Annotated in this window: 24 protein-coding genes; 11 read left to right on the forward strand and 13 right to left on the reverse strand. The window is 69.9% G+C overall.

Annotation, left to right across the window (positions count from 1 at the left end; translation table 11 throughout):
* Positions 1-30: 30 nt before the first annotated feature.
* From ACFYPA_RS23255 to ACFYPA_RS23275, 5 genes are all read left to right on the forward strand, one after another.
* Positions 31-1,332 (forward strand): MFS transporter, encoded by a 1,302-nt coding sequence (locus ACFYPA_RS23255; RefSeq protein ID WP_389133961.1) that lies wholly within the window; start codon positions 31-33, stop codon positions 1,330-1,332.
* A gap of 85 nt (positions 1,333-1,417) precedes the next feature.
* A complete protein-coding gene (locus ACFYPA_RS23260; RefSeq protein ID WP_359078644.1) occupies positions 1,418-2,134 on the forward strand; it encodes a L,D-transpeptidase family protein in 717 nt (238 codons plus the stop codon).
* Between the two features lie 99 nt (positions 2,135-2,233).
* Complete coding sequence (locus ACFYPA_RS23265; RefSeq protein ID WP_389133964.1) at positions 2,234-3,226, forward strand: sigma-70 family RNA polymerase sigma factor; 993 nt, start codon at positions 2,234-2,236, stop codon at positions 3,224-3,226.
* The gene (locus ACFYPA_RS23270) at positions 3,223-3,543 is read left to right on the forward strand and encodes a hypothetical protein (RefSeq protein ID WP_359313532.1); all 321 of its coding nucleotides are present in this window, start codon (positions 3,223-3,225) and stop codon (positions 3,541-3,543) included. The genes ACFYPA_RS23265 and ACFYPA_RS23270 overlap by 4 nt, the downstream gene beginning before the upstream one ends.
* Before the next feature lie 147 nt (positions 3,544-3,690).
* A complete protein-coding gene (locus tag ACFYPA_RS23275; protein WP_389133967.1) occupies positions 3,691-4,653 on the forward strand; it encodes an NADP-dependent oxidoreductase in 963 nt (320 codons plus the stop codon).
* A 188-nt stretch (positions 4,654-4,841) separates the two neighbouring features.
* Here the strand turns inward: ACFYPA_RS23275 and ACFYPA_RS23280 are convergent, their stop codons facing one another.
* From ACFYPA_RS23280 to ACFYPA_RS23315, 8 genes are all read right to left on the reverse strand, one after another.
* Positions 4,842-5,165 (reverse strand): STAS domain-containing protein, encoded by a 324-nt coding sequence (locus ACFYPA_RS23280; RefSeq protein WP_359078638.1) that lies wholly within the window; start codon positions 5,163-5,165, stop codon positions 4,842-4,844.
* A 52-nt stretch (positions 5,166-5,217) separates the two neighbouring features.
* Complete coding sequence (locus tag ACFYPA_RS23285) at positions 5,218-5,808, reverse strand: Uma2 family endonuclease (protein ID WP_359078636.1); 591 nt, start codon at positions 5,806-5,808, stop codon at positions 5,218-5,220.
* A gap of 110 nt (positions 5,809-5,918) precedes the next feature.
* Positions 5,919-7,196 (reverse strand): thymidine phosphorylase, encoded by a 1,278-nt coding sequence (locus ACFYPA_RS23290; RefSeq protein ID WP_359078634.1) that lies wholly within the window; start codon positions 7,194-7,196, stop codon positions 5,919-5,921.
* 126 nt (positions 7,197-7,322) lie between these two features.
* Positions 7,323-7,745 carry a cytidine deaminase gene (locus tag ACFYPA_RS23295; RefSeq protein WP_359313535.1) on the reverse strand — a complete coding sequence of 141 codons (423 nt, stop codon included), beginning with the start codon at positions 7,743-7,745 and terminating at the stop codon, positions 7,323-7,325.
* Positions 7,742-9,031 (reverse strand): ABC transporter permease, encoded by a 1,290-nt coding sequence (locus ACFYPA_RS23300; RefSeq protein WP_359313539.1) that lies wholly within the window; start codon positions 9,029-9,031, stop codon positions 7,742-7,744. Before ACFYPA_RS23300 ends, ACFYPA_RS23295 begins: the two co-directional genes overlap by 4 nt.
* Positions 9,028-10,143, reverse strand: coding sequence for an ABC transporter permease (locus ACFYPA_RS23305; protein WP_359313541.1), 1,116 nt, complete (start codon positions 10,141-10,143; stop codon positions 9,028-9,030). The genes ACFYPA_RS23300 and ACFYPA_RS23305 overlap by 4 nt, the downstream gene beginning before the upstream one ends.
* The gene (locus ACFYPA_RS23310; protein WP_359313543.1) at positions 10,140-11,723 is read right to left on the reverse strand and encodes an ABC transporter ATP-binding protein; all 1,584 of its coding nucleotides are present in this window, start codon (positions 11,721-11,723) and stop codon (positions 10,140-10,142) included. The genes ACFYPA_RS23305 and ACFYPA_RS23310 overlap by 4 nt, the downstream gene beginning before the upstream one ends.
* Positions 11,724-11,993: 270 nt before the next feature.
* Positions 11,994-13,034 (reverse strand): BMP family ABC transporter substrate-binding protein, encoded by a 1,041-nt coding sequence (locus ACFYPA_RS23315; RefSeq protein WP_359313546.1) that lies wholly within the window; start codon positions 13,032-13,034, stop codon positions 11,994-11,996.
* Between the two features lie 531 nt (positions 13,035-13,565).
* Here ACFYPA_RS23315 and ACFYPA_RS23320 point away from each other — a divergent pair.
* Both ACFYPA_RS23320 and ACFYPA_RS23325 read left to right on the forward strand, forming a co-directional pair.
* Positions 13,566-13,883: a hypothetical protein gene (locus tag ACFYPA_RS23320; protein WP_359313549.1), complete on the forward strand. Its 318-nt coding sequence runs from the start codon at positions 13,566-13,568 to the stop codon at positions 13,881-13,883.
* Positions 13,884-13,971: 88 nt separating this feature from the next.
* Positions 13,972-14,313 (forward strand): hypothetical protein, encoded by a 342-nt coding sequence (locus tag ACFYPA_RS23325; protein ID WP_359313551.1) that lies wholly within the window; start codon positions 13,972-13,974, stop codon positions 14,311-14,313.
* 728 nt (positions 14,314-15,041) lie between these two features.
* On the opposite strand, the gene ACFYPA_RS23330 is transcribed toward ACFYPA_RS23325, so the two are convergent.
* Positions 15,042-16,277 (reverse strand): amidohydrolase, encoded by a 1,236-nt coding sequence (locus tag ACFYPA_RS23330; RefSeq protein ID WP_389133975.1) that lies wholly within the window; start codon positions 16,275-16,277, stop codon positions 15,042-15,044.
* A gap of 239 nt (positions 16,278-16,516) precedes the next feature.
* Between ACFYPA_RS23330 and ACFYPA_RS23335 the strand changes: the two genes are divergently transcribed.
* Positions 16,517-16,759 carry a type II toxin-antitoxin system prevent-host-death family antitoxin gene (locus ACFYPA_RS23335; RefSeq protein ID WP_359078626.1) on the forward strand — a complete coding sequence of 81 codons (243 nt, stop codon included), beginning with the start codon at positions 16,517-16,519 and terminating at the stop codon, positions 16,757-16,759.
* Complete coding sequence (locus tag ACFYPA_RS23340) at positions 16,759-17,133, forward strand: type II toxin-antitoxin system VapC family toxin (protein WP_359078624.1); 375 nt, start codon at positions 16,759-16,761, stop codon at positions 17,131-17,133. The genes ACFYPA_RS23335 and ACFYPA_RS23340 overlap by 1 nt, the downstream gene beginning before the upstream one ends.
* A 24-nt stretch (positions 17,134-17,157) precedes the next feature.
* Here ACFYPA_RS23340 and ACFYPA_RS23345 read toward each other — a convergent pair whose 3' ends face one another.
* From ACFYPA_RS23345 to ACFYPA_RS23360, 4 genes are read right to left on the reverse strand one after another with little or no spacing between them, the layout of a single operon-like run.
* Complete coding sequence (locus ACFYPA_RS23345) at positions 17,158-18,216, reverse strand: hypothetical protein (RefSeq protein WP_359078622.1); 1,059 nt, start codon at positions 18,214-18,216, stop codon at positions 17,158-17,160.
* Between the two features lie 11 nt (positions 18,217-18,227).
* Positions 18,228-19,163, reverse strand: coding sequence for an N-acetylneuraminate synthase family protein (locus ACFYPA_RS23350; RefSeq protein ID WP_359313554.1), 936 nt, complete (start codon positions 19,161-19,163; stop codon positions 18,228-18,230).
* 11 nt (positions 19,164-19,174) lie between these two features.
* Positions 19,175-20,437 (reverse strand): cytidylyltransferase domain-containing protein, encoded by a 1,263-nt coding sequence (locus ACFYPA_RS23355; RefSeq protein ID WP_389133979.1) that lies wholly within the window; start codon positions 20,435-20,437, stop codon positions 19,175-19,177.
* A 32-nt stretch (positions 20,438-20,469) separates the two neighbouring features.
* Positions 20,470-21,819 carry a DUF6716 putative glycosyltransferase gene (locus ACFYPA_RS23360; protein WP_389133981.1) on the reverse strand — a complete coding sequence of 450 codons (1,350 nt, stop codon included), beginning with the start codon at positions 21,817-21,819 and terminating at the stop codon, positions 20,470-20,472.
* A 209-nt stretch (positions 21,820-22,028) separates the two neighbouring features.
* Here ACFYPA_RS23360 and ACFYPA_RS23365 point away from each other — a divergent pair, with 209 nt between their 5' ends.
* Complete coding sequence (locus ACFYPA_RS23365) at positions 22,029-23,006, forward strand: glycosyltransferase family 2 protein (RefSeq protein ID WP_359313562.1); 978 nt, start codon at positions 22,029-22,031, stop codon at positions 23,004-23,006.
* A complete protein-coding gene (locus ACFYPA_RS23370; RefSeq protein ID WP_359313564.1) occupies positions 23,006-24,391 on the forward strand; it encodes a polysialyltransferase family glycosyltransferase in 1,386 nt (461 codons plus the stop codon). The genes ACFYPA_RS23365 and ACFYPA_RS23370 overlap by 1 nt, the downstream gene beginning before the upstream one ends.
* The last annotated feature ends 21 nt before the right edge of the window (positions 24,392-24,412 follow it).

Below are 24,412 nucleotides of genomic sequence, written 5' to 3' on the forward strand. Positions count from 1 at the left end.
CATGAAAGGTGTCGGGCCTACTTTCGTGGCATGCCTCCTGCCAGTACCGGGGCGTCCACCCTCATCGTGGCCGCCTCGACCCAGCCGTCCCCCGTACCCTCCACCGCAGACCGGCTCGAGCCCGGACACCCCGGCTATCGCCGGATGAGCTTCGCGCTCTTCGCCGCCGGTGTCGCGACGTTCGCGCTCCTCTACTCCACCCAGGCGCTGCTGCCCGCCGTCTCCGCGTCCTTCGGCGCCACGGCCGGGCAGGCGAGCTGGACGGTGTCCGCGGCGACGGGTGCGCTGGCGCTGTGCGTGCTGCCGCTGAGCGCGCTGTCCGAGCGGTTCGGGCGGCGGCAGATGATGACCGCCTCGCTGGTGGTCGCGGTGACCGTGGGGCTGTTCGTGCCGTTCGCGCCCTCGCTCGGCTGGCTGATCGCGCTGCGTGCGGTCCAGGGCGCCGCACTCGCCGGTCTGCCCGCCTCCGCGATGGCGTACCTGGCGGAGGAGGTCCGGCCGAAGGCGCTCGTCGCCGCGATCGGGCTGTTCGTGGCCGGGAACAGCATCGGCGGGATGAGCGGCCGCATCCTCACCGGCTGGGTCGCCCAGGCGTGGGGCTGGCGGGCGGCGCTCGGCGCCGTCGGGCTGCTGGCCGTGGCGTGCGCGGTCGTCTTCCACTTCATGATCCCCCGGGCCCGGAACTTCACCCCCGGTTCGCTGAACCCGAAGGCCCTGGCGAAGACCGTCGGGGGGCACCTCTCCGACCCGCTGCTGCGTCGGCTGTACGCGATCGGCGCCCTGTTCATGACGGTGTTCGGCGCGGTCTACACGGTGATCGGCTTCCGGCTCGCCGAGGCGCCGTTCAGCCTCCCGCAGGGTGTCGTCGGGTCCATCTTCCTCGTCTATCTGGTCGGCACGGTGTCCTCGGCGGCCGCGGGGCGGCTCGTCGGCCGGCTGGGGCGCCGGGGCGCGCTGTACCTCGCCGTCTCCACCACCGCCGCCGGGCTCCTGCTCTCGCTCGCCGACCAGCTGGCCGCCGTGCTCCTCGGCCTGGTCCTGATCACGGCTGGCTTCTTCGCCGGACACGCGGTCGCCTCGTCCTCCGTGAGCCGTACGGCGACCACGGGCCGCGCCCAGGCGTCGGCGCTCTACCAGTCGGCGTACTACCTGGGCTCCAGCGCGGGCGGCACGCTCGGCGCGGTCGCCTTCCACGCCGGTGGCTGGGCGGGCACGGTGACGCTGGGGCTGGTCGCGGTGCTCGGGGTCGTATCGATCACGCTGTACGGGACACGGGCGGCGCGGGTCGAGCGGCGTCGGCCGGTGCCCGCGATGGCGTCCGTACAGAACTGAGACATTCGGCGCACAACCATCCACTCCCCGACGCGCGTCTAGCAGGCGGAATCACCGCACTGCGCGCGAAGGGGAGTTGGCGTATATGAAGATCACGGGGAACATACGGGGTGTGCGGGCACGGCGCGTGCTCGCGCTGTCCGTCGCCGGTCTGACGGCCGTACCGGCGTTCGTACTCGGCACCGGCGGCACCGCCCAGGCGGCGTCGTGCACGACGTCCAGGGGGCCGTACCAGAAGCAGGTCGAGAAGTACCTGCACCTGAAGGTGGACGGCAAGCAGTCGGCCGCCGACTGCAAGGCGATCCGCTCGTTCCAGAGCAAGTACGGCGTCACGCCCACGATCGGTTACGCGGGGCCCGTCACCTGGCGCACCATGCAGACGCTCTCCGCGCAGAAGGCGGCCGGGAAGAACCCGAACAAGGCCAGGAAGTGCCCCACGAACAAGGGGCGCATCGCGTGCGTGGACCTGACCCGGCAGATCACCTGGATCCAGGACGGCAGCAAGCTGAAGTTCGGGCCGGTGCCGGTGCGGACCGGGCGGAACGGGTACGAGACCCGGACCGGGGCGAAGAAGATCTACTGGAAGCACAAGAACCACGTCTCGTCGCTCTACCACGTGAAGATGCCGTACTCGCAGTTCTTCGACGGCGGGCAGGCCTTCCACGCGGTGGGCGTGAAGATGTGGAACCCGCCGGGCTCGCACGGTTGCGTCAACATGCGCACCGCCGACGCGAAGTCATACTGGAACCTGTTGAAGAACGGCGACGACGTGTACGTGTACGGGCGCAAGCTCGGGACGTGACCGCTTCTCCCCTTCCCGCCCCCGTTGTCAGTGGCTTGCGGTAGCTTCCGAAGTGCTGGAGTGAGCGGTGTCACAGCGCAACAGGGGTGAGCGAAAGCGATGAGTGATCTGACGGCGACGGCGACCGACTTCGACAGTCGTCTGGAGGGACACCGGGTCGAGCTGACCGGCTACTGCTACCGGATGCTCGGCTCGGCCTTCGAGGCGGAGGACGCGGTCCAGGACACCCTGGTGCGCGCGTGGCGCAACATCGAGAAGTTCGAGGGACGTTCGTCGCTGCGGTCCTGGCTGTACCGCATCGCGACGAACGTCTGCCTCGACATGCTGAACGCGGGCAACAAGCGCGCCCGGCCGGTCGACCTGTCGGGCCCGACGCCGCTCGCGCAGGCGGCCCTCAATCCGCTTCCGGAGAACGCCTGGCTGGAGCCGATGCCGGACGGGCGGATCCTGCCGTCGGTGGAGGACCCGGCGGAGGCCGCCGTCGCGCGCGAGTCGGTACGGCTCGCCTTCGTCGCCGCGCTCCAGCACCTGCCGCCGAAGCAGCGGGCGGTGCTGATCCTGCGCGAGGTGCTGGCGTGGAAGGCCGCCGAGGTCGCCGAGCTGCTGGACACCTCGGTCGCCTCGGTCAACAGCGCGCTCCAGCGGGCCCGGGCCACGTTGACCGACCAGCAGAGCTCCCCCGCCGACGCGGCGGATCCGCTCGACGAGGAGCAGGCGAAGCTCCTGGAGCGTTACGTGGCGGCGTTCGAGGGCTACGACATGAAGGCACTGACCGCGCTGCTCCACGAGGACGCGATCATGACGATGCCGCCGTTCGACCTCTGGCTCCAGGGGCACGACGACATCACAGGCTTCATGACGTCGATGGGCGCGGCCTGCGAGGGCTCCCGCCTGGTCGCGACGTCGGCGAACGGCACCCCGGCTTTCGCGCACTACAAGCCGAATCCTGACGGACCCGGCTTCGTGCCGTGGGCGGTGCAGGTCATCGACATCCAGGACGGTGCGATCACGGGGATGCACTGCTTCCTGGACACGCCGCGCTGGTTCCCGCTGTTCGGCCTGCCGGATCATCTGGAGGCGGACGCCGCGTGAGACGGGGCGTCGCGCGGGGGCTGGTCGCGGGGTGGGTGGTACTCGCCGTCGCCGGGTGGGGCGTCACGCAGTGGGTGGGTGAGCCGGCGGCGACGTCGGGACCGGCCCGCGTCGTGCCGCCGGGCTCCGGGGCGGAGCCGGGGCCGCAGCCGGAGTCCGACTGCCGGGAGGCGCTCGCCCGGGCTGAGGAGCGGTCGCGGCCCAGAACGCCGGATCCCTCTGTCACCGGCCTGCCGACGAAGCGTGCGCCGGTGGAGGCAGACGTTCAGGCCTCCCGGGCCACCCAGGTGTTGTGCGACTACGCGGTGGTCGGCTGATCCGGCGATGTTGCCGGACGGGGGCAGCGGGGGCAGTCATGCGCCGATCCCCGCGCCAAGCCGTGCGCGGCCCGGGTGTCGTACGTTCGCGGAGCAACCGCGACCCCTTGATTCCAGTTCGGAGCGATTCCGGTTCGGAGCACATTGATGAAGGCAGCTCGTTTCCAGCAGTTCGGGGGCCCGGAGGTCCTCGAAATCGTGGACCTCCCCGATCCGCACCCAGGTCCCGGCCGGATCCGGATCATGGTGCGTGCGGCCGGCGTCAACGCGAGCGACTGGAAGAAGCGCGGGGGCCTGATGGACGAGGAGCTCCCGCAGACTCTGGGCCACGAGGCGGCAGGCATCGTCGACGAGCTCGGCGACGGCGTCACGGACGTGGCGGTCGGTGATCGCGTGTTCGGCTTCTCCGCCGAGCCGGCGGCCCAGGCCGAGCTGGTCGTGCTGGCCCACTACGCGCCGATCCCGCCGTCGCTCGACTTCACCGGCGCCGCCGCCCTGCCGGCCGCCGTCGAGACGGCCACGCGCGCTCTCGACCAGCTCGCTGCCGGGGAGGGATCACCCCCGGGCGATCACGGCCGAGGGCTCGGCAAGGACAGCATCCTGCTCGTCAACGGCGCCTCCGGAAGCGTTGGCAGCGCAGCGGTCCAGCTCGCCGTGGCGCGCGGCGCGCGGGTGATCGGCACCGCGAGTCCGGCGAACCACGCGTACCTGCGCTCACTGGGCGCCGAGCCCGTCGCCTACGGCGAGGGTCTGGCCGAGCGGGTCCGCGCACTCGCGCCCGACGGCGTGGACGCCGCGCTCGACGTCGCAGGCAGCGGCGTCCTGCCCGAGCTCATCGGACTCGCGGGCGGGGCGGAGCACGTCGTGACGATCGCCGACTTCGCCGGTGCGGCGGAGCACGGCGTGACCTTCAGCCGCGGGGACACCGGCCGCGCGGTGCACGCGCTGGCCGGGATCGGTGAGTTGGTCGAGTCCGGCCGCTTCGCGCTCCCGGTCGCGCAGACCTTCCCCCTCGCCGAGATCGCGGAGGCGCACCGCGTCGGCGAGAGCGGTCACGTGCGCGGGAAGCTCGTGCTCGTGATCGGCTCCGCGTCCGGCGAGCCCGAGTGACGCCCGCTGGGGACGGATGGGCTCGGGTAAGGACTGACCATGGTGTTGAAGTAGCCGTCAGGGGCTTCTTCGAGGAAATCCAGCAGGTTGTCCAAGAAGGCACGTAGCGGCGGGGTCGCGTTGTGCCGGTCCAGATCTTCCTGGGAACGCCAGACCAGCCGAACCGGGTCTTCGCACCCCGTCCCCGCTCACTCCCCGGCCGACGGCATCCGCCCCGTCTCCGCCAAGCCCACCACGTCCGCCAGCCCCACCAGGTCGAGCAGCAGCTGAAGTTCCGGAGCGGACCCGCGCAGCCGTAGACGTCGGCCTCCCGCCCTGCGGGCCACCAGCGACAGGCGCGCGATCGCCTCCACCGCGGCCAGGTCGGGACGCACGATACCGCCCACGTCGCAGTCCACCACCGCGGCTTCCGACGTGGCCAGTATCGCCTCCAACTCGGCGCAGAGACGGGGCGTACCGGCCCTGGTGACGTGCCCGGAGAGGACGAAGACGGCCGGCGACAAGGGATCCATACCTAGGAGACCGGCGACGCGGGCGAAACTCATCGCGGCGCTGCGGCACTTCTCAACTCACGGGGAAGATCCCGGTGTCCAGATCCAGCCCGAACGGCTCGGGCAGCGTCAACTTCTCGCCGTACTCGACCGTGTTCAGCACACGGTATGTGCCGTCGGCCGGCTCCCCGTACAGCGTGGCGGTGGGGCGGCCGGAGTGCCAGGGATCGAGGAGCAGAAAGAGCTCGACGCCGGCCTGCGCGTAGCCGTGTGTCTTGCCGATGCGGTCGTGATTGGCGTTGGCCCGCGAGGTGATCTCGACGACGAGCCGTACCTCTTCCGCCGGGACGCGGTTGCCCGGCCCGGTGGCCACCGCTCGCGGCAGCACCACGAGGTCGGGGATGTAGAGCCCGGCGCGGCCCGGAACGGAGACGCCGAGGGTCTGGTAGATCTCCCAGTCCTCCGGGATGACGGTGTAGAGCCTGCGCTGGAGCAGAGCAGCGGTGGTGTTGTGGTCCTTGGACGGCGGTGGCGACACGGTGACGATCCCCTCGATGATCTCCACCTTGCAGCCCTCGGGCGCGTCCGTCTCCTCCCAGATCCGGACGAGGTCGTCCCAGTCCTGGCCGAAGCCCGGCGCGGGGTCGACAGTGAGTGCGCTCATGGCGGTCTCCTCTTATCGGTGCGTCACCGAGTCCAGCATGCCGAACGGGACCGGTGGCAGTCCACCGGTCCCGTTCACCCGCACGAGGTAACCGCACGTGAAGCCGCAGGTCAGGCGATACGTTCCCGCACCACCGGGACGGCGGCGAACGGCGTGCCCGTCGGGGCGATGTCGTACGAGTCCGGCAGCGCCTTCAGCGCGTACTCGAACTTCTCCGGGGTGTCCGTGTGCAGCGTCAGCAGCGGCATCCCGGCCGTCACCTCGTCGCCCGGCTTGGCGTGCAGTTCGACACCCGCGCCGGCCTGGACCGGGTCCTCCTTGCGGGCGCGGCCCGCGCCGAGGCGCCAGGCGGCGACGCCGATGTCGTAGGCGTCGAGGCGGGTGAGGACGCCGGAGGACGGGGCCGTGACGACGTGCTGCTCGCGGGCGACCGGGAGGGTGGCGTCCGGGTCGCCGCCCTGGGCGGAGATCATGCGGCGCCACACGTCCATCGCGGAGCCGTCCGCGAGGGCCTTCTCCGGGTCGGCGTCCTTGAGCCCGGCCGCGTCCAGCATCTCGCGGGCCAGGGCCAGGGTGAGGTCGACGACGTCCTTCGGGCCGCCGCCGGCCAGGACGTCCACGGACTCGCGGACCTCCAGGGCGTTGCCGGCGGTGAGGCCGAGGGGGGTGGCCATGTCGGTGAGCAGGGCCACCGTGCGTACGCCGCTGTCGGTGCCCAGGGCGACCATGGTGGAGGCCAGTTCGCGGGCGTCCTCGATGGTCTTCATGAAGGCGCCGGAGCCGACCTTGACGTCCAGGACGAGTGCGCCGGTGCCCTCGGCGATCTTCTTGGACATGATCGAGCTGGCGATGAGCGGGATCGCCTCGACGGTGCCGGTGACGTCGCGGAGCGCGTACAGCTTCTTGTCCGCGGGGGCGAGCCCGTCGCCGGCCGCGCAGATCACGGCGCCCGTGGTGTCGAGGACGTTCAGCATCTCGGCGTTGGACAGGTGCGCGCGCCAGCCGGGGATGGACTCCAGCTTGTCGAGCGTGCCGCCGGTGTGGCCGAGGCCGCGGCCGCTGAGCTGCGGTACGGCGGCGCCACAGGCGGCGACCAGGGGGGCCAGCGGCAGGGTGATCTTGTCGCCGACGCCGCCGGTGGAGTGCTTGTCGGTGGTGGGGCGGGAGAGCGCGTCGAAGTTCATCCGCTCACCGGAGGCGATCATGGCGGCGGTCCAGCGGGCGATCTCCGTACGGTTCATGCCGTTCAGCAGGATCGCCATGGCCAGCGCGGACATCTGCTCGTCGGCGACCTCGCCGCGGGTGTACGCGTCGATGACCCAGTCGATCTGCTCAGGGGTCAGCTCGCCTCGGTCCCGCTTGGTGCGGATGACGGAGATGGCGTCCATGGTCTGGAGTCCTTCCGGCCGGTACGTACGTACGCACATGAGCACGCATGAGTCCCGTTGACTCTACGCGCATAGAGGAGGAAAAGGCCGCCGGGTGGGCCGCATGTGGGCCCACCCGGCGGGTTGTTACCGGAGGTGCGCCGGCCCGAAGGCCTGCGGCAGCATCTCGTCCAGCGTGCGGAAGCCGTCCGGCGTCTCCAGGAGGAGTTCCGGTCCGCCGAACTCGTACAGCAACTGCCTGCACCTGCCGCACGGCACCAGGATCTCGCCCGCTCCGTCCACGCAGGTGAAGTGGGTGAGGCGGCCGCCGCCGGTGGCGTGCAGCTGGGAGACCAGTCCGCACTCCGCGCACAGTCCGATGCCGTACGAGGCGTTCTCGACGTTGCATCCGACGACGGTGCGGCCGTCGTCGACCCGTGCGGCGACGCCGACCGGGTAGCCCGAATACGGGGCGTACGCCCGGGACATGGCGTCCCGGGCGGCGGCCCGCAGGGCGTCCCAGTCGGCCCCTGCGACGGCAGCGGCGTCCGCGCCGGCGGTGGGCGTCACTTGCCCTGTCCCTTGCGGTAGCGCATGCCGTCCGCCTTCGGCATCCGCAGCCGCTGCGCGGAGAGCGAGAGGACGAGCAGCGTGACGACGTACGGGGTGGCGCTCACGAACTCGGTGGGCACCGTGTCCGTACCGAGGTACCAGACCAGCACAGCGGCGGCGATGACCGCGCTGACGACGCCCTGCAGGAAGCTCTTGCGGTAGAGCTTCCAGGCGGCGATGCCGACCAGGACGACCACGAGCAGCAGGAGCAGCGCGTGGACGGACTCGCCACCGTTGCGCAACTGGAGCGCGTCGGCGAAGCCGAACAGGCCCGCACCCATGGCAAGTCCGCCGGGACGCCAGTTACCGAAGATCATCGCGGCGAGACCGATGTATCCGCGGCCGCCGGTCTGTCCCTCGTTGTAGATGTGCGAGGTGACCAGGGAGAGGAAGGCACCGCCGAGTCCGGCCAGGCCGCCGGAGACAATCACCGCGATGTACTTGTACGTATAGACGTTTACGCCGAGCGATTCGGCGGCCACCGGGTTCTCGCCGCAGGAGCGCAGGCGCAGGCCGAAGGCCGTCTTCCACAGGATGAAGAACGTCGCGACGAACAGGACGGCGGCGACGATCGTCAGCAGGGACACGTTGGTGACCACGCCGCCAATGACACCGGCCAGGTCGGAGACGAAGAACCAGTGGTGCTTCTCGACGGAGTGCAGCCAGTCGGAGAGGCCGGGGATCGTCACCGACGTGATCTCGTCGGCGGGCGGGGACTGCTTCGGGGACCCGCCCTTGGCGGCGGCGTCACCGGAGTTGAACCACAGCTTGGCGAAGTACGTGGTGAAACCGAGCGCCAGGATGTTGATCGCGATGCCGGAGATGATGTGGTCGACGCCGAAGGTGACGGTGGCGACCGCGTGCAGCAGTCCGCCGAGCATGCCGCCGATGACACCGGCGAGAACGCCGAGCCAGGGGTTGGTCTGCCAGCCGGCCCAGGCGCCGAAGAAGGTGCCCAGGATCATCATGCCTTCGAGGCCAATGTTGACCACGCCAGCGCGTTCGGCCCAGAGGCCGCCGAGACCGGCGAGGCCAATCGGTACGGCCATTGCGAGGGCCGCGCTGATCTGTCCGGCCGAGGTGACGTCCTGCGCGCCGGTGATGGCGCGCACCGCGGACAGCGCGAGCAGGACGCCCGCGATGATCAGCAGGACGACAGGGAAGGAGAGACGGGTGCGGCCGCCCTTGCCGCCGGAGACCTTGGGGGCCGCGGGGGGCGGGGTGGAAGTCGCCGTGACGGTCACGCCGACACCTCCTGCTGGTCGGAGTTACGGGCGGCCTGTGCGGCGAGTTCCGCGCCGACCTTGCTCTGCTGGCGCTTGAGTCCGTAGCGGCGGACGACTTCGTAGGCGATGACGACGCACAGGACGATGACTCCCTGGATCACGCCGACGATCTCCTTGTCGTACCCCTCGAACTCCAGCTTTCCGGTGCCGCGTTCCAGGAAGCCCCAGAGCAGTGCGCCGAGCGCGATGCCGATGGGGTGGTTGCGGCCGAGGAGGGCGATGGCGATGCCGGTGAAGCCGATACCGACCGGGAAGTCGCCGCTGTACTCGTAGCTGTCGTTGAGCAGGGTCGGCATGCCGATCAGGCCGGCGACGGCGCCCGAGATGAGCATCGAGGTAACGACCATCTTCTTGACGTTCACGCCGCTGGCCTCGGCTGCGGAGCCGGACTGGCCGACGGTGCGCAGGTCGAAGCCGAACCGGGTGCGCGAGAGCGTGAACCAGTAGGCGATGCCCGCGACGATCGCGACCACGATGAAGCCCCAGATGGGCGTCGGGGTGGTCGGGAACTCGAAGAAGTGCGAGGAATCCGGGAGCGGCTTGGTGGAGATCTTGGTGCCGGCCTCGTCGAGGTGACCGAGGCGCTTCTGCTGGAGCAGATAGCCGATGATTGCGGTCGCGATGGCGTTCAGCATGATCGTCGAGACGACCTCGCTGACGCCCCGGGTGACCTTGAGGACACCAGCGATGCCGGCCCACATCGCGCCGACGATCATCGCGGTGAGGATGATCAGCGGGATCTGGAGGGAGCCGGGCAGGGTGAGTGCGCCGCCGAGGGCGGCGGCGAAGAAAGCGGCGAGGCGGTACTGGCCGTCGACGCCGATGTTGAAGAGGTTCATCCGGAAGCCGACGGCCACCGCGAGACCCGCGAGGTAGTACGTCGTCGCCTTGTTGAGGATGTAGACCTGGCTGTCCGACTTCAGGCCGTAGTCGAACATGATGCCGAAGGCGCTGAAGGGTTCCTTGCCGGTGGCGGCGAGCACGAGTGCTGTCACCAGGAAGGCCACCACGATCGCGAGTACGGGGGCCGCGATCCCCAGGAGCAGCCGCTCCTTGTCGATCTTCTTCATCGGTCCTCTCCCCCGTTCCGGGGGTCGGTGTCGTCCGTGGCGGCGGCGGATCCGCCGTCGTCCTCCGGCGCTTCGAGGTGGCCGTCGGCCGCGCCCGTCATCGCCGAGCCGAGCTCTTCGGGGGTGACGGAGGCCGGGTCGGCGTCCGCGACCAGCCGGCCGCGGTACATGACGCGCAGGGTGTCGGAGAGCCCGATCAGCTCGTCCAGGTCGGCGGAGATCAGCAGCACCGCCAGTCCCTCACGGCGCGCCTCGCGGATCTGGTCCCAGATCTGGGCCTGGGCCCCGACGTCCACGCCCCGGGTGGGGTGCGCGGCGATCAGGAGCTTGGGCGCGTGGCTCATCTCGCGGCCGACGATCAGCTTCTGCTGGTTGCCGCCGGAAAGGGAGGCGGCGGTGACCTCGATGCCGGGCGTGCGCACGTCGTACTCGCGCACGATCCGCTCGGTGTCGGCGCGGGCCGCCTTGAGGTCGAGGAAGGCGCCCTTGCTGTTGGGGCGTTCGGTGACGTGGCCGAGGATGCGGTTCTCCCAGAGGGGCGCCTCCAGCAGCAGACCGTGCCGGTGGCGGTCCTCGGGAATGACGGCCATGCCGCTCTCGCGGCGCGCGCGCGTCGGCGTACGGGAGATGTCCGCACCGTCCAGGGACAAGGAGCCCGCGTCGAGGGTGCGCATGCCCATGACGGCGTCGACGAGTTCCGACTGGCCGTTGCCCTCGACGCCGGCGATGCCGAGGACCTCGCCCTTGTGGATGGTGAAGGTGATGCCGTCGAGCACGGCGCGCACCACCCCGTCCGGGTCGGTCGCGGTCAGCCGCAGCCCGTCGGCGGTGAGCATCGGCGTGTCGGTGACGGTCGACTCGCGGGTCTCCGGCGACGGCAGCTCACTGCCGACCATCAGCTCGGCGAGCTGCTTGGTCGTGGTGTGCTTCGGATCTGCGGTGCCCACGGTCGTGCCGCGCCGGATGACGGTGATCTCGTCGGCCACCGACAGGACCTCGCCCAGCTTGTGCGAGATGAAGATGACCGTCAGACCCTCGGCCTTGAGCTCGCGCAGGTTGTCGAAGAGCGCGTCGACCTCCTGCGGTACGAGTACGGCGGTGGGCTCGTCCAGGATCAGGGTGCGGGCACCCCGGTAAAGGACCTTGAGGATCTCCACGCGCTGACGGTCGGCGACCCCGAGGTCCTCGACCATGGCGTCCGGGCGGACGCCCAGACCGTAGGCGTCGGAGATCTCCCGAATCTTCGCGCGGGCCCGGTCGCCGATGCCGTACAGCTTCTCGGAGCCGAGTACGACGTTCTCCAGGACGGTGAGGTAGTCGGCGAGCATGAAGTGCTGGTGCACCATGCCGATGCCGCGGTCGATGGCGTCGCCCGGGTTGGAGAACGTGGCCTGTTCGCCGTCCACCGCAATGGTGCCCTCGTCCGGCTTCTGCATGCCGTACAGGATCTTCATCAGAGTGGACTTGCCGGCGCCGTTCTCACCGACGAGAGCGTGGACGGTGCCGCGGCGCACGGTGATGTCGATGTCGTGGTTGGCCACGACCCCGGGGAATCGCTTGGTGATGCCGCGGAGCTCCACGGCATGAGGACTGCTGGACGCGTTGATGGCGCACTCTCCATTGGCAGGAGCGGAGGGCGAAGGCGGTGGGACGGAGACGGGAAGGCGTGAGCGGGGGGCGGAAAAAGGTACCGCGCCCGAGCCGGAGCTACGCGCGTAGCGCCACCGAATCGTTGGCCACCTGATCACAGATGGCGGACCGGGGCGTTGGCCCCCTAGACGGGGGTACGGGAATCGGGGCCCGGTCGAGCAGCCGAAGCCGCTCGTCCGGGCCCCGATCGACGGGACGGATCAGGTCGTGGTCTTGACCGTGATGGTGCCGTCGACGATCTTCTTCTTCGCCTCGTCGAGCTGGGTCTGGATGTCCTTGAGGTGGTCACCCGTGGTGGTGAGGCTGACGCCGCCCTTGGCCAGGGAGTACGTCTGCGTGCCGGTCAGCGGCTTGCCGTCCTTGACGGACTTGACCAGGTCGAAGACGCCGGTGTCGACGTTCTTGACGACCGAGGTCAGGATCGACGCCTTGTACTTGGCCAGCGCCGGGTCCAGGGCCTGGTCGGAGTCGACGCCGATGACCCAGGCACCCTTCTGGCCCGCGACGGCCTCGATCGCACCGGCACCCGAGCCGCCCGCGGCGGCGAAGATGACGTCGATGCCCTTGTCGAGCATGCCCTTGGCGGCGGCCTTGCCCTTGTCGGGGCTACCGAAGCCGGACAGGTCCGAGCCGGTGGACAGGTACTGGATCTGCACGGTGGCCTTGGGCTTGGTGTCCTTGACGCCCTGCTGGAAACCGGCGGCGAACTTCTTGATCAGCGGAAGGTCCACACCACCGATGAAGCCGACCTTGCCATCCTTCGACTTCAGCGCGGCCGCAACACCGGCGAGGTAGGAGCCCTGCTCCTCGGTGAAGACGATGGAGGCGACGTTCTTGGCCTCGGCGACCGAGTCGACCAGACCGAAGTTGACCTTCGGGTACTTGGGGGCGATCTTGTCGACCGCGTCCTTGTACGCGAAGCCGACGGCGATCACCGGATTGTAGCCACCCTCGGCCAGCGACTGCAGGCGCTGCTCGCGGTCGGCGGGGGTCTCACCGTTCTTGGCGGTGAGCTCCTTCGTCGTGGCGTCGAAATCGGCCTTGGCCTTATCGAGGCCACGGGCGGCGGAGTCGTTGAACGAGTTGTCGCCACGGCCGCCGACGTCGTAGGCCATGCCGATCTTCATCTGGCCGTTGTCCGAGGTGGAGCTCTCGTCGGACGACTCGCCACACGCGGTGGCGGTGAGCGCGAGAGCTGCGGTGACAGCACACGCTGCGGTGATCTTGGATACCCGGCGCAAGGGAAGGCTCCTTCAAACCTGACCGAAGCGCCTCTTCCGGCGCTGGTTTCGCCGCGATCGTAACGCGCGTAGATGTCAGATAAAGCCCTGTACGGAAGCCGTTATCGGATCGTCGCGAACCTGGGGTGACCTGTCCGGTTACGGATGGTTGCCGCGCAGCAGCGCGAGCACGGCGATCCCATGCTCCCCTCGTCTGCGCCGGCTCGCCCGCGAGAGGCCGCAGACCTGCATGCGCCCGACACCATTCGACCCACCAGACATGACCAATCGACCACCGCCACCCGACGCGCGGTGTGCGCAAACCACCACAGCAACTCAGGCGAGGGCTCACGCATCATTGCCGTCCATTCGAACGGAACAGGCCACACCCCGGGCACAAACCGTTCCATATGCACCCACAATGAACACTCACGTTCTACCGATCTACATTATTTGGCCAAATCTTGCAAAAAAGTTGACCCAAATCTTAAAGTTTCATTGAATAAACCTACCCACTCGATCGTGACGCTACTTTCCGGACCGAGGAGAGCAATGAAACGCATATTGTCCATTCTTTCGATCACGGCAGCGGCGCTGGCGACCGCCGGCGTAATGGCTCCGACGGCATCGGCTGGCGTAGGAAACTGTAAGACCTGGACGTCCAACAGCGCTCCCTATACCGGCTCCGCCTACTGCAGCGAAATAGCTGCAGCCGACAAGTTCCGAGTGAGGGTCACCTGCGTCGATCCTCGCGGGAGCACGTGGATCGCGTACGGCCCATGGGTGAAAAATACCAAAACCTCGACCGTCAAGTGCTCGGACAATCCGAACGTCGGCATCCTCAAGACCGGGGTCTCGTTCAGCGCCTGACTCCGGCCTCCCCTCGTCCCTCAACCAATCGGGGGACGGGGGTGACCGCACAGATACCCGACCACTTCCACGCATCTGAGGGATTCCCATGAAGAAGATGTACAACCTGGCCGCCGGGCTTATCGTCGCAGCTGGCTCGATCTTCGTCGCTGCGCCCACCGCAACCGCCACGGAAGTCGGCGCAGCCTCCGTCGACTGCGATACCTGGAAGTCGAGCACCGCGCCCTACAAGGGATACGCCAAGTGCACGGGTATGCTCCCTTACCCACTCGAGGGTGTACAGGTACGGCTGACCTGCATCGACCCACGCGGTTCCCAGTGGCACGTCAATGGAAACCGGGTGGGCAACGGCAAGACCTCCAGCGCCCAGTGCTCCGACAACTCGAGCGTGGGCATCTACAAGGTGGGGGTTAATCGTACGCGCCTTTAATGGGCGACCCTCGTTGGATATTCCGCGAATAGGCTCGTCGACGACGACGCCCTGCGACGAATCCCCCCCCCGTTTCCGGACCACTGACGAAGGGAAAACATGAAGCGGACAATTTCCATTCTTTCAATCACAGCAGGAATGCTGGCAGCCGCAGGCGCAATGGCTCCAACAGCAACAGCGATGCCGACATGCAAGTACGGAGTTTCCAAAACTGCACCATATGTCGCCTACACCTCCTGCAGCGGATTGTCGCTGGCCAAACGGTTTCGGGTGCAGGCCACGTGCGTCGATCCTCGCGGGAGCACCTGGGTCGTGAACGGACCGTGGGCGCGAAACACTGGGACTTCGGCCGTCAAGTGCTCGGATAACCCAAACGTCGGCATCCTTAAGGTGCACACCACGATAGTCTGACACTGCGTCCTCGTCCTCGCCCAGTCGGGTACGAGGACGAGGACGCCTCCACGGACGTTGTTGCCGACGTGCAGTGGCGTACTCCCTCGCGCTCCGAGGCGCGGGCATACCCCACCTATGCTGACCTACCCATTCGGTCGGCCAACGGAATGCAACGGGGACGCTCCGGAGGCAATATCTCCAGCACTCAGTGTTCGGAAAACGCACACCCTGGACACCTACGAGGCGCGCGAGTCCATTTAATAGCTCGCCGATCCGGAACGGTTCACCAATGGTCGCCGACCTGGCTCTGCCGACCAGCTCCGACCAGACCGCCCTCAGCCCACCGTGTCAAGCAGAGCGGAAGCGGTGAAGAGCTCCACCCCCACGGTGATCGCCTCCTCGTCCGCGTCGAAGTTGCCCCGGTGCAGGTCGAGCCCGCGCGTGTCGCCGGGGGTGCGCACTCCGAGGCGCGCCATCGCGCCGGGGACGTGTTCCAGGTACCAGGAGAAGTCCTCTCCGCCCAGGCTCTGTTCGGTGTCCTCGATCGTGTACGAACCCCGGCGGGCGGCCATCGCACCGCCGAGCAGGTCGATCGAGGCCGCGTCGTTGACCACGGGCGGGACGCCCCGGACGTAGTTGATCACCGTCTTGGCGCCGTACATTCCGGCCACCTCGTCGATCGCGGCGTGCACCAGGTCCGGTGCGTCGCGCCACGCCGTCAGGTCCAGGCAGCGGACCGTGCCCGACAGCTCGGCGTGTTGCGGGATCACGTTGCACGCGTGCCCGGTCTCCAGCCGCCCCCAGGTCACCGCGAGCCCGGCCCGGGCGTCGACCCGGCGGGCGAGCAGCGCGGGCACCTCGGTGGCGACCTTGGCGGCGGCGGTGACCAGGTCCGTGGTCAGGTGCGGGCGGGCGGTGTGACCGCCTGGGCCGTCCAGGGACACCTCCAGGCGGTCGCAGGCGGAGGTGATGGCCCCGACCCGCAGCCCGATCCGGCCCGCGTCGACCTTCGGATCGCAGTGCACCCCGATGATCCGGCCGACGCCCTCCAGCACTCCCGACCCGATCGCGTCGGGCGCCCCGCCGGGGAGCACCTCCTCGGCCGGCTGGAAGATCAGCCGCACCGGGTTGGGCAGCAGCCCCTGCCGGTCCAGCTCGGCGAGCACGAGGCCGGCCCCGAGGACGGTGGTGGTGTGCACGTCGTGGCCGCAGGCGTGCGCCCGGTCGGGGACGGTGGAGCGGTACGGGACGCCGGCCTTGGTGTCCGGGATCGGCAGCGCGTCGATGTCGGCCCGCAGCGCCAGCATGGGCCGCGTCCCCTCGCCCCGCGTCCCGACGTCACACATGAGCCCGGTCCCGGAGGCGAGCACCCGCGGCTCCAGGCCGGCCTGCTCCAGCCGGGCCTTGATGGCCGCGGTGGTCCGGAACTCCTGGTTGCCGAGCTCGGGGTGCATGTGCAGATCGCGACGGAAGGCGATGAGCTCGGCGCGCAGGGACGCGGGAAGTGTGCCGGGCAGGGCTTCTCCGGTGAGGAGGCGGGCGTCACCATCGCGGGGCGTCGAGTCGTTCACTGGTGAAGGGTAAGGCCCTTCCCCATCCAACTGACCATGAAACAAGAAAAGTTCAGCCACATAGACGAATAGATGACTGGGTCGCGGCGTGTGGGAGGACTGCGAGGCGGGTAGGGCTTCCGCCCCTCTCGGCTCGGAGGACCACGAGTCGCGGAGCCGAAGTTCGGCATGTCGATACCTCGCGGCGTAAGCTTGGTCCAGTGGTTAGTCCACCCCGTCATCGCCCCTGTGAGGCAGCCGTGGAAGCAGCTCGTCAGTACAACGTCCATGAGGCCAAGACCCACTTCTCCCGGATTCTGGAGCAGGTGGCCACCGGTGAGGAGGTGGTGATCTCCAAGGCGGGAGAACCAGTGGCGAAGGTGGTGCCGCTGCGCGCCCGCGTGCGGCGGACCGGACGTGGCTCACTGGAGGGGCAGATTCGCATCGCCGACGACTTCGACGAACTGCCGGCCGATGTGGCCGACGCCTTCGGGATGCGCTGATGAAGCTGCTGCTCGACACCCACGTCGTCCTGTGGTGGCTCAGCGACTCCGCCGAGCTCACTGACGAGGTCAAACACCTGGTGGACACGGAACCGTCGGTCTTCGTCAGTGCGGTCACGCCTTGGGAGATCGCGATCAAACAGTCCCTCGGAAAGCTCGACGGCCCCGAGGACCTGGCGGAGCGCGTGCGGGACAGCCAGCTCATCTCACTTCCGATCACCGCCGGACACGCCGTACGGGCGGGCCGACTGCCCGGACACCACCGGGACCCCTTCGATCGGATACTGATCGCTCAGGCCCAGACCGAGGGCATGACCATCCTGACCCGGGACAAGTGGATCCCTTCCTACGACGTGCGGGTCACGCCCGTTTGATCCGCAGGGGCCTGCCAGGCCGGTTCACGCCTCCGTAGTCACCGCCGTAACCCGCCACGGTGCCAGCCGCTGGACGTCGCGGGCCGTCTCCGTGACGCCCGCCAGGAAGCCCTGCGCCCTCGGGGACGCCGTTTCGCGGAGCCATTCCGGGGCGATGTCGCAGACCGCGACCTTCACCTCGGTGCCGGCCAGGGCCAGGGGGAGGGTGTGGACCACCGTGGAGGGGAAGCTCAGGACCGTGCGGCCGATGGGGCCGCGGCGGGCGATGAGTTCCAGGGGGAGGTCGGGGCGGACGATCTCCAGGTTGGTGGCGGCCTCCAGGGCGTGGAGCTTCTCGGTGGACTCGCGGCGGTGGGCGAAGTAGCGGGTGGCGCCGTGCGTACGGGCCAGGGCCGCGACCGCCTCCAGGTACGGGGCGCGGTCCACCACGCCCGTCTCGACCAGTGAGGTGCCGACCAGGTCCGCACCCTTGGTCAGCCTCGGCGGGCCGAAGCGGGAGCGGGTCCAGGAGAAGGTGTTGGGGATGAGGGTGATGCCGGGCGGCGGGATCACCGGCATCGCGGTGAAGAGTTCGACCTCGCGGACCGCGGACGGGGTGAAGCGGCGGCGGGCGGTGGCGGAGACCGGGGCCAGGGCCAGGTCGCGGGGGCCGGAGCCGCCGCGGCGGTGCCAGCGCACCAGGCGCTCGCCGCGGGTCAGCAGGGCGACGAACTCCATGGTGGCGGTCCCGTCGTCGACCACGGTGAGCCGGCGGGGGCGGACCAGGGAGAGCAGGAGCTGTACGTACCGGGAGAACGGATCCCCGATGACGATGTGGTCGGCGTTGCGGACGAGCCGGGTGAGGGCGCGCAGCGACTTCAGGGGCGTACCCGAGTCGCCGCGCGCCTCCTGCCAGCGCACGGTGATGCCCTCGTCGCGGGCCAGCTCCGCCATCCGGCGCAGCTGGCCGCGCGACATCGGGTCGACCGGAGGGAGGACGACGACGGTGACGTCCGCGACGACACGGCCGCCGCCCCCCTCTGTGTAGGCCCACTCCAGGACGTTCAGGAGCTGGACCGGGCTCTCGACGAAGGCGAGGTTCACCGGTCTGCCCGTCAGACCGCGACCGGCTCGGCGGCCTGGGCCGTCTCGCCGCTCTCCGCCACGACGCCCGGGACCCGGCGGAGCTTCTTCATCGGGCCGAGCTCCGACTCGTACACCTTCTTGACGCCGTCGCCGAGGGACGCCTCGATGGTGCGGATGTCGCGGACCAGGCGGGTCAGGCCCTGCGGCTCGACGGACGCGGCCTGGTCGGAGCCCCACATGGCGCGGTCGAGGGTGATGTGGCGCTCGACGAACGCGGCGCCGAGCGCGACGGCCGCGAGGGTGGTCTGCAGGCCCGTCTCGTGGCCGCTGTAGCCGATCGGGACGTTGGGGTACTCCTGCTGGAGGGTGTTGATGACCCGCAGGTTCAGCTCCTCGGCCTTCGCCGGGTACGTCGACGTGGCGTGGCAGAGCAGGATGTTGTCCGAGCCGAGGACCTCGACGGCGTGCCGGATCTGGCGCGGGGTCGACATGCCGGTGGAGAGGATCACCGTGCGGCCGGTGGCGCGCAGCGAGCGCAGGAGCTCGTCGTCGGTGAGGGATGCGGAGGCCACCTTGTGGGCCGGGACGTCGAACTTCTCCAGGAAGGCGACGGCCTCGGTGTCCCACGGGGAGGCGAACCAGTCGATGCCGCGCTCGGCGCAGTGCTCGGAGATGGCCCGGTACTCGCTCTCGCCGAACTCCACGCGGTGGCGGTAGTCGATGTACGTCATCCGGCCCCAGGGGGTGTCGCGCTCGATGTCCCACTGGTCGCGCGGGGTGCAGATCTCCGGGGTGCGCTTCTGGAACTTGACGGCGTCGCAGCCGGCTTCGGCGGCCACGTCGATCAGCTTGATGGCGTTGTCGAGGTCGCCGTTGTGGTTGATGCCGATCTCACCGGTGACGTACACGGGGTTGCCGGGGCCCGCGGTGCGGTCGCCGAGGGTGCGCAGACGGGAGGTGCTCATGGTGCGTTTCCTTACTTGGGGAGGGGGGTGTTGAGGGTGAGGGTGGGGCCCAGGAGCCAGGCCGCGATCTCGCGGATGGCGCCGAAGCCGCCGGGGGTTGTCGTCACGGCACGCGCGGCGGCGCGTACCGAGTCGTGCGCGCTCGCCACGGCCACCGGCCAGCCGGCGAGTGCGAAGCAGGGGAGGTCGTTGACGTCGTTGCCGACGTACAGGACGCGTTCGGGGGCGATGGACTGTTCGTCGCACCACTGCTTGAGCGCGAGGTCCTTGCGGTCGATGCCGTGCAGGACGGGGACGCGGAGCTTGTGGGCGCGGGCCGCGACGACCGGGTTCTGTTCCGTGGAGAGGATCAGGAGGGGGAGGCCCGCCTTGCGGAGGGCGGCGATGCCCAGTCCGTCGCCCCGGTGGACGGCGACCGTCTCGCGGCCGTCGGAGTCGATGAGGACCCGGTCGTCGGTCTGGGTGCCGTCGAAGTCGAGGACGACCGCGTCGATGTCGTCGCGGGTGGGCAGCGGGGCCGGGTCCAGGAGCGGGGCCAGGGCGCGGGCGCGGGCCAGGTCGTGCGGATCGTCGATCTCCAGGACGCGGGCCGGGTCGGTGCGCACCAGCGCGGTGTGGCCGAAGAAGCGGTGGCGGTGGGTGCGGAATCCTGCCGCGTCCATCGCGTAGGCGGCGCCCGTCTCCAGGAGGTCCTCGGGGCGGTCCTGGCGGCGGGGGCGGACGGCCTTGTCGTGGTTGACGCCGTAGTTGTGGTCCTCGACCGCGCTGCCGTCGCGCCACAGGAAGCCGTGGAACGGGGCGACCGTGACGGCCGTGTCGGCGCCTTCGCGGGCGACCGCGGCGGCGACACCGTCGATGTCCTCGCGGGTGATGAAGGGGCTGGTGCACTGGACGAGCAGGACCACGTCCACGGTCCGGCCGTGCTCCGCCTCGTAGGTGTCGAGGGCGTGCAGGACGGCGGCCTCGCTGGTCGCGGTGTCGCCCGCGATGGCTTCGGGGCGCTGGACGCAGTGCAGCCGGCCGGTCTCGCCGAGCGCGTCGCCCGCTGCCCGGGCCGTCTCCGCGACGGCCGGGGCGTCGGTCGTCACGACCACGTCCGTCACCTCGCTCGACGCGAGGCAGGCGCGGACCGCGCGCACGACGAGCGGTACGCCGCCGACCCGGGCGAGGTTCTTGGCGGGTACGCCCTTGGATCCGCCGCGGGCGGGGATCACGGCGAGCACGGTGGGCTGCCTGGCGGGCTGCTTCGCGTGCTGCTTGGTGGGCTGCGTCATCGCTGCTCCAGGAGGGGTCGGGGTGGTGGTCTTCACAGCTCGCCCATCCGTCGGATGACCGGGGCGACCCGCTGGACGCCGTGGCGGTACGCGCCCCGGGCCGCGTCCCGGACCGCCTCGCGCACCGCTCCCCTGACCCGGCCGGCCTCCCTGGGCGCGGCGGCTCCCGGCAGCGGGTGGCCGTCGGGGGCCAGGTGGTGGCGGGCGAGGATGCCCGGGAGGTAGCCGGGGGCGGTGGCGGGTGTGTAGTACGGGGCGAGGTCCGGCAGCCGGTCCTGGGCCAGCAGGGCGGTGACCCGGGCCCGGGCGGTGTCGTAGGCCGTGGCGTAGGTGCCGTCGGCGGCGACGCCCTGGCCGGCCAGCCAGGCCGCGTCGGGCCGCGGGTGGGCGCCGCCGTCGAGGTGGTCCCAGGAGGTGAGCAGCCCCGAGCCGATGAAGTGGTGGTTGCCGAGGGTCTCGCGCACCCCGAGGTCGGTGAGTACGGCCGTGGGGATGCGCCGGTGCAGGGACTCCAGGGCTGCGGTCGAGGAGACGGTGACCAGCAGGTCCGTGCGGTCCAGGACCTCGCCCATGTGTCCGTACACGAGGCGGAAGTTGGGCGGGAGCCCGCCGGGCAGCCTCTCGGCGAGGCGCTGGTACGGGAGTTCCTCGATGTGCGTGGTGTGCTCGCCGGGCTTGGAGCGGAGCTTGAGGAGCACCTCGCGGTGCGGGTGCAGCCTGGCGTGCTCGACGAGCCTGCGCAGCAGGTACGTACGGTCGGCGCGGGAGGCCGGCACGGACGGCTGGGCGGCGAAGACGACGGTGTCGCGCCCCTGTTCGGGGGTGTGCGGGGCGCCGCCGAGGAAGGGCAGGGCGGCCTCCGTGACAGCCGAGGCGTCGGCGCCCACCCCTTCGTACACGGTACGGAAACGCTCCGCGTCGTGACGGGAGTTGGCGAGGACGACGTCGGCGCCGTGCCGCAGCAGCAGTCCGTCGGCGAGCTTCTCGTAGACGACTCCCACGTAGCCGGTGACGACGACGGGCCGGGGTTCCGTCCGAAGCGCGGCGAGCCCGTGGAGCATCGCCTGGACGGCGCCGCCGACGAGGGCGAGGACCACGAGGTCGTACTCCTCCTCGCGCACCGCGTCGAGGAATTCCAGGGCCGTCACCTCGCGCACCCGGCCGGTGTCGATGCCGACGTCGCCGACCTCGGCGAGCTGGCGGGGTGTCGGGGTCGCCCGGCCACGCAGCAGCAGTCCGCTGATCTCCGCACGGGGCATGGGCGCGCCGCCGTCGCCCGTGGTCAGCCGGCGCGCGGTGAGCGCGCCCCACTTCCATCGGGTGTCGGAGTCGGCGAGTACGGCTACCCGGAGGGCGGTCGTCTTTTCGGTACGTGGGGGCACGTCCCAAAACTTAGGAAGGCATTCCGATTCGCAGCCCAACGTGACGGCAACAGCGGGTTAACAGCCTGCCGACTATTGGCGAATCACCCTCCTGCCCGCCCCACTGACGGCGAGCGGTGAACCCGGTTCATCACTTCGACATGCGTCGTTCACCTGCCGTCCCCATCGGGGCCAGGGTAAATGCCGGACCTCCGCCTAGCGTGTGACCCGTGGTTAAGCTCTCCGTCATCGTGCCGTTCTACAACGTACGGGCCTATGCCCCCGATACCTTGCGAAGTCTGCGGGCCAACACCCGTGATGACTTCGAATTCATTTTCGTCGACGACTGTTCGACCGATGGGACTCTGGAGATCCTCCGGCGCGCCGAACGCGAGATCCCCGGCGCCGTCCTGGTCGCGCACGAGAGGAACGGGGGCCTGGCCACCGCACGCAACACGGGGATCGATGCGGCGCGTGGCGAGTACCTCACCTTCCTCGACGGCGACGACTGGGTCGTTCCCGGCCACTACGAGCGGCTGCTGGCCGCCATCACGCGGCTGGGGTGCGACTTCGTCCGTACGGATCACGTGCAGTTCACGGACCGGGTGCGCACCGTGCACCGGGTCCCGCACGGCCTGCGCGACACCGTTCTGCGTCCGCGGGACGTGATCCTGCCCTCCGACCGGTCGACGCCGGTGGACTACGCGTACGCCTGGGCCGGTGCCTATCACCGGCGGCTCGCGGATTCGGGGCTGCTCCGGTTCCGGGACGGGCTGCGCACCGCGGAGGACCGGCCCTGGATCTGGCGGCTGCACCGTGAGGCGGAATCGTTCGCGGTGGTCGGCCTGCCGGGAGTCTTCTACCGGCGCGGCGTCGCCTCTTCGCTCACGCAGATCGGCGATGTGCGCCAACTCGACTTCATCCGGGCTTTCGACCAGGTCCTGGAAGAAACGTCCCGGGACCCGGAGGCGGACCGACTGCTACCGAAGGCCGTACGCACCTATTGCGCGGTCATGGCGCATCACTTGGAATCCATCGAAAGGTTCGAACCGGCAGTGGCACGGAAATTGCGCTCCATGAGCGCGGCTTCCCTGCGGCGCATGCCTCAGGAAGTTCTCGCCGATACCCTGAATTCGCTGGGCGACCGCCGCGCGGACCAGCTGCGACGGGTACGCCGCCGCTCCGTCTCCCGGGAGGTCGCGGCCTGATGCCCGGCACGTACACCGCGCCGGTCGGCCGGTCCACCACCCAGATCTTCTCCGCGTGCACGCAGTACGCGGCCGCCACGCTCGTCGCCGCCCTGCGCGCGGGTCAGTTCGGTCCGCGCGACGAACACCGGCGCATCCTCGTCGTCAGCGATACCTCGCCCTCCCCCGAGCTCGGCACCCCGCTTCACCACCGGCCCGGATTCGAGGCGCTGGCCGCCGAGTTCGACGCGGTGCGGTCCTGGAACGACTTCATCCGGCCGTTCCATCCGGCGGGCTGGTCGCCCAGGGACCAGGACGCCTCCCTGTGGGAACGGGCCGTGCGCGCCGCGTGGGAGATCGGCGACGGTCCGGTCGAGATCGCCTGCGAGTCCATCCAGGCCAATCCCGCCCAGGCCCTCACCGTGATCTTCGGCGACAGCCCGGTGCACATCTACGCAGACGGGCTGATGAGTTACGGCCCGACCCGCAGCAAGCTCGACCAGCTGGTCGGCACCCGCATCCGCCGGCTGCTCCACCTCGACCTGGTGCCGGGCCTGCGGCCGCTGCTGCTCACCGAGTTCGGCGTCGAGCCGGAGATCGTGCCGACGGATGTCTTCCTGAAGGTCCTGGCCGAGCTCGCCGGTTCAGCGGATCTCCCCGACGCCCACACCGGCCCGGGTGCGGCCCTGCTGCTCGGCCAGTACCTGTCCACGCTGGGCATCCTCACGCCCCAGCAGGAGGAGGAGCAGCACGCGCGGATGCTGCGCGGGGCCGTCGCCCTCGGTCACACCCGGATCGTCTTCAAGCCGCACCCCAGCGCACCGGCCCACTGGGCCCGCTCGCTGGAGCAGGAGGCGGAGCGGCTGGGCGCGGACCTCACCGTGCTCGACAGCCCGGTCCTCGCGGAGACGCTTTTCGACACGATGCGTCCCGCCCTGGTCGTCGGCTGTTTCTCCACCGCCCTGCTGACCGCCGCCTCGTTCTACGGGCTCCCGGTCGCCCGGGTCGGCACCGGCCCGCTGCTGGAACAGCTCAGTCCGTACCAGAACAGCAACCGCATCCCCCTGACGATCGTCGACGCCCTGCTGCCCGATCTGGAGGACCCGGCCGCGGTCACCGGCTGGTCGCTCCCGTCCGCCGAGGAGGTCCGGGGTGAAACCACCGGTCTCGTCGCCGCCGTCGGCTACGCGATGCAGCCGCAGATCCAGGCCGTCCTGCGCCCCGACGCCGAGCGCTACCTCAGCGGGCAGCGTGACACCCTCTGGCGGTACTTCAAACGGCGCCGGCTGACCGCGCTCGGGCTGCCGGGGGCCATACCCGCCCAGCTCGCGTTCATCCCGCGCAACGCGACGGTCCGCCGCCTCGCCCGCAGGGCCCGCACGCTGAAGCGGGCCGCGGCGGGCTGACCCGGGCGCCATGCACGCCCC

Origin of the sequence: Streptomyces sp. NPDC005775, from assembly GCF_042871565.1 — a bacterium.
Classification (GTDB): Bacteria; Actinomycetota; Actinomycetes; order Streptomycetales; family Streptomycetaceae; genus Streptomyces.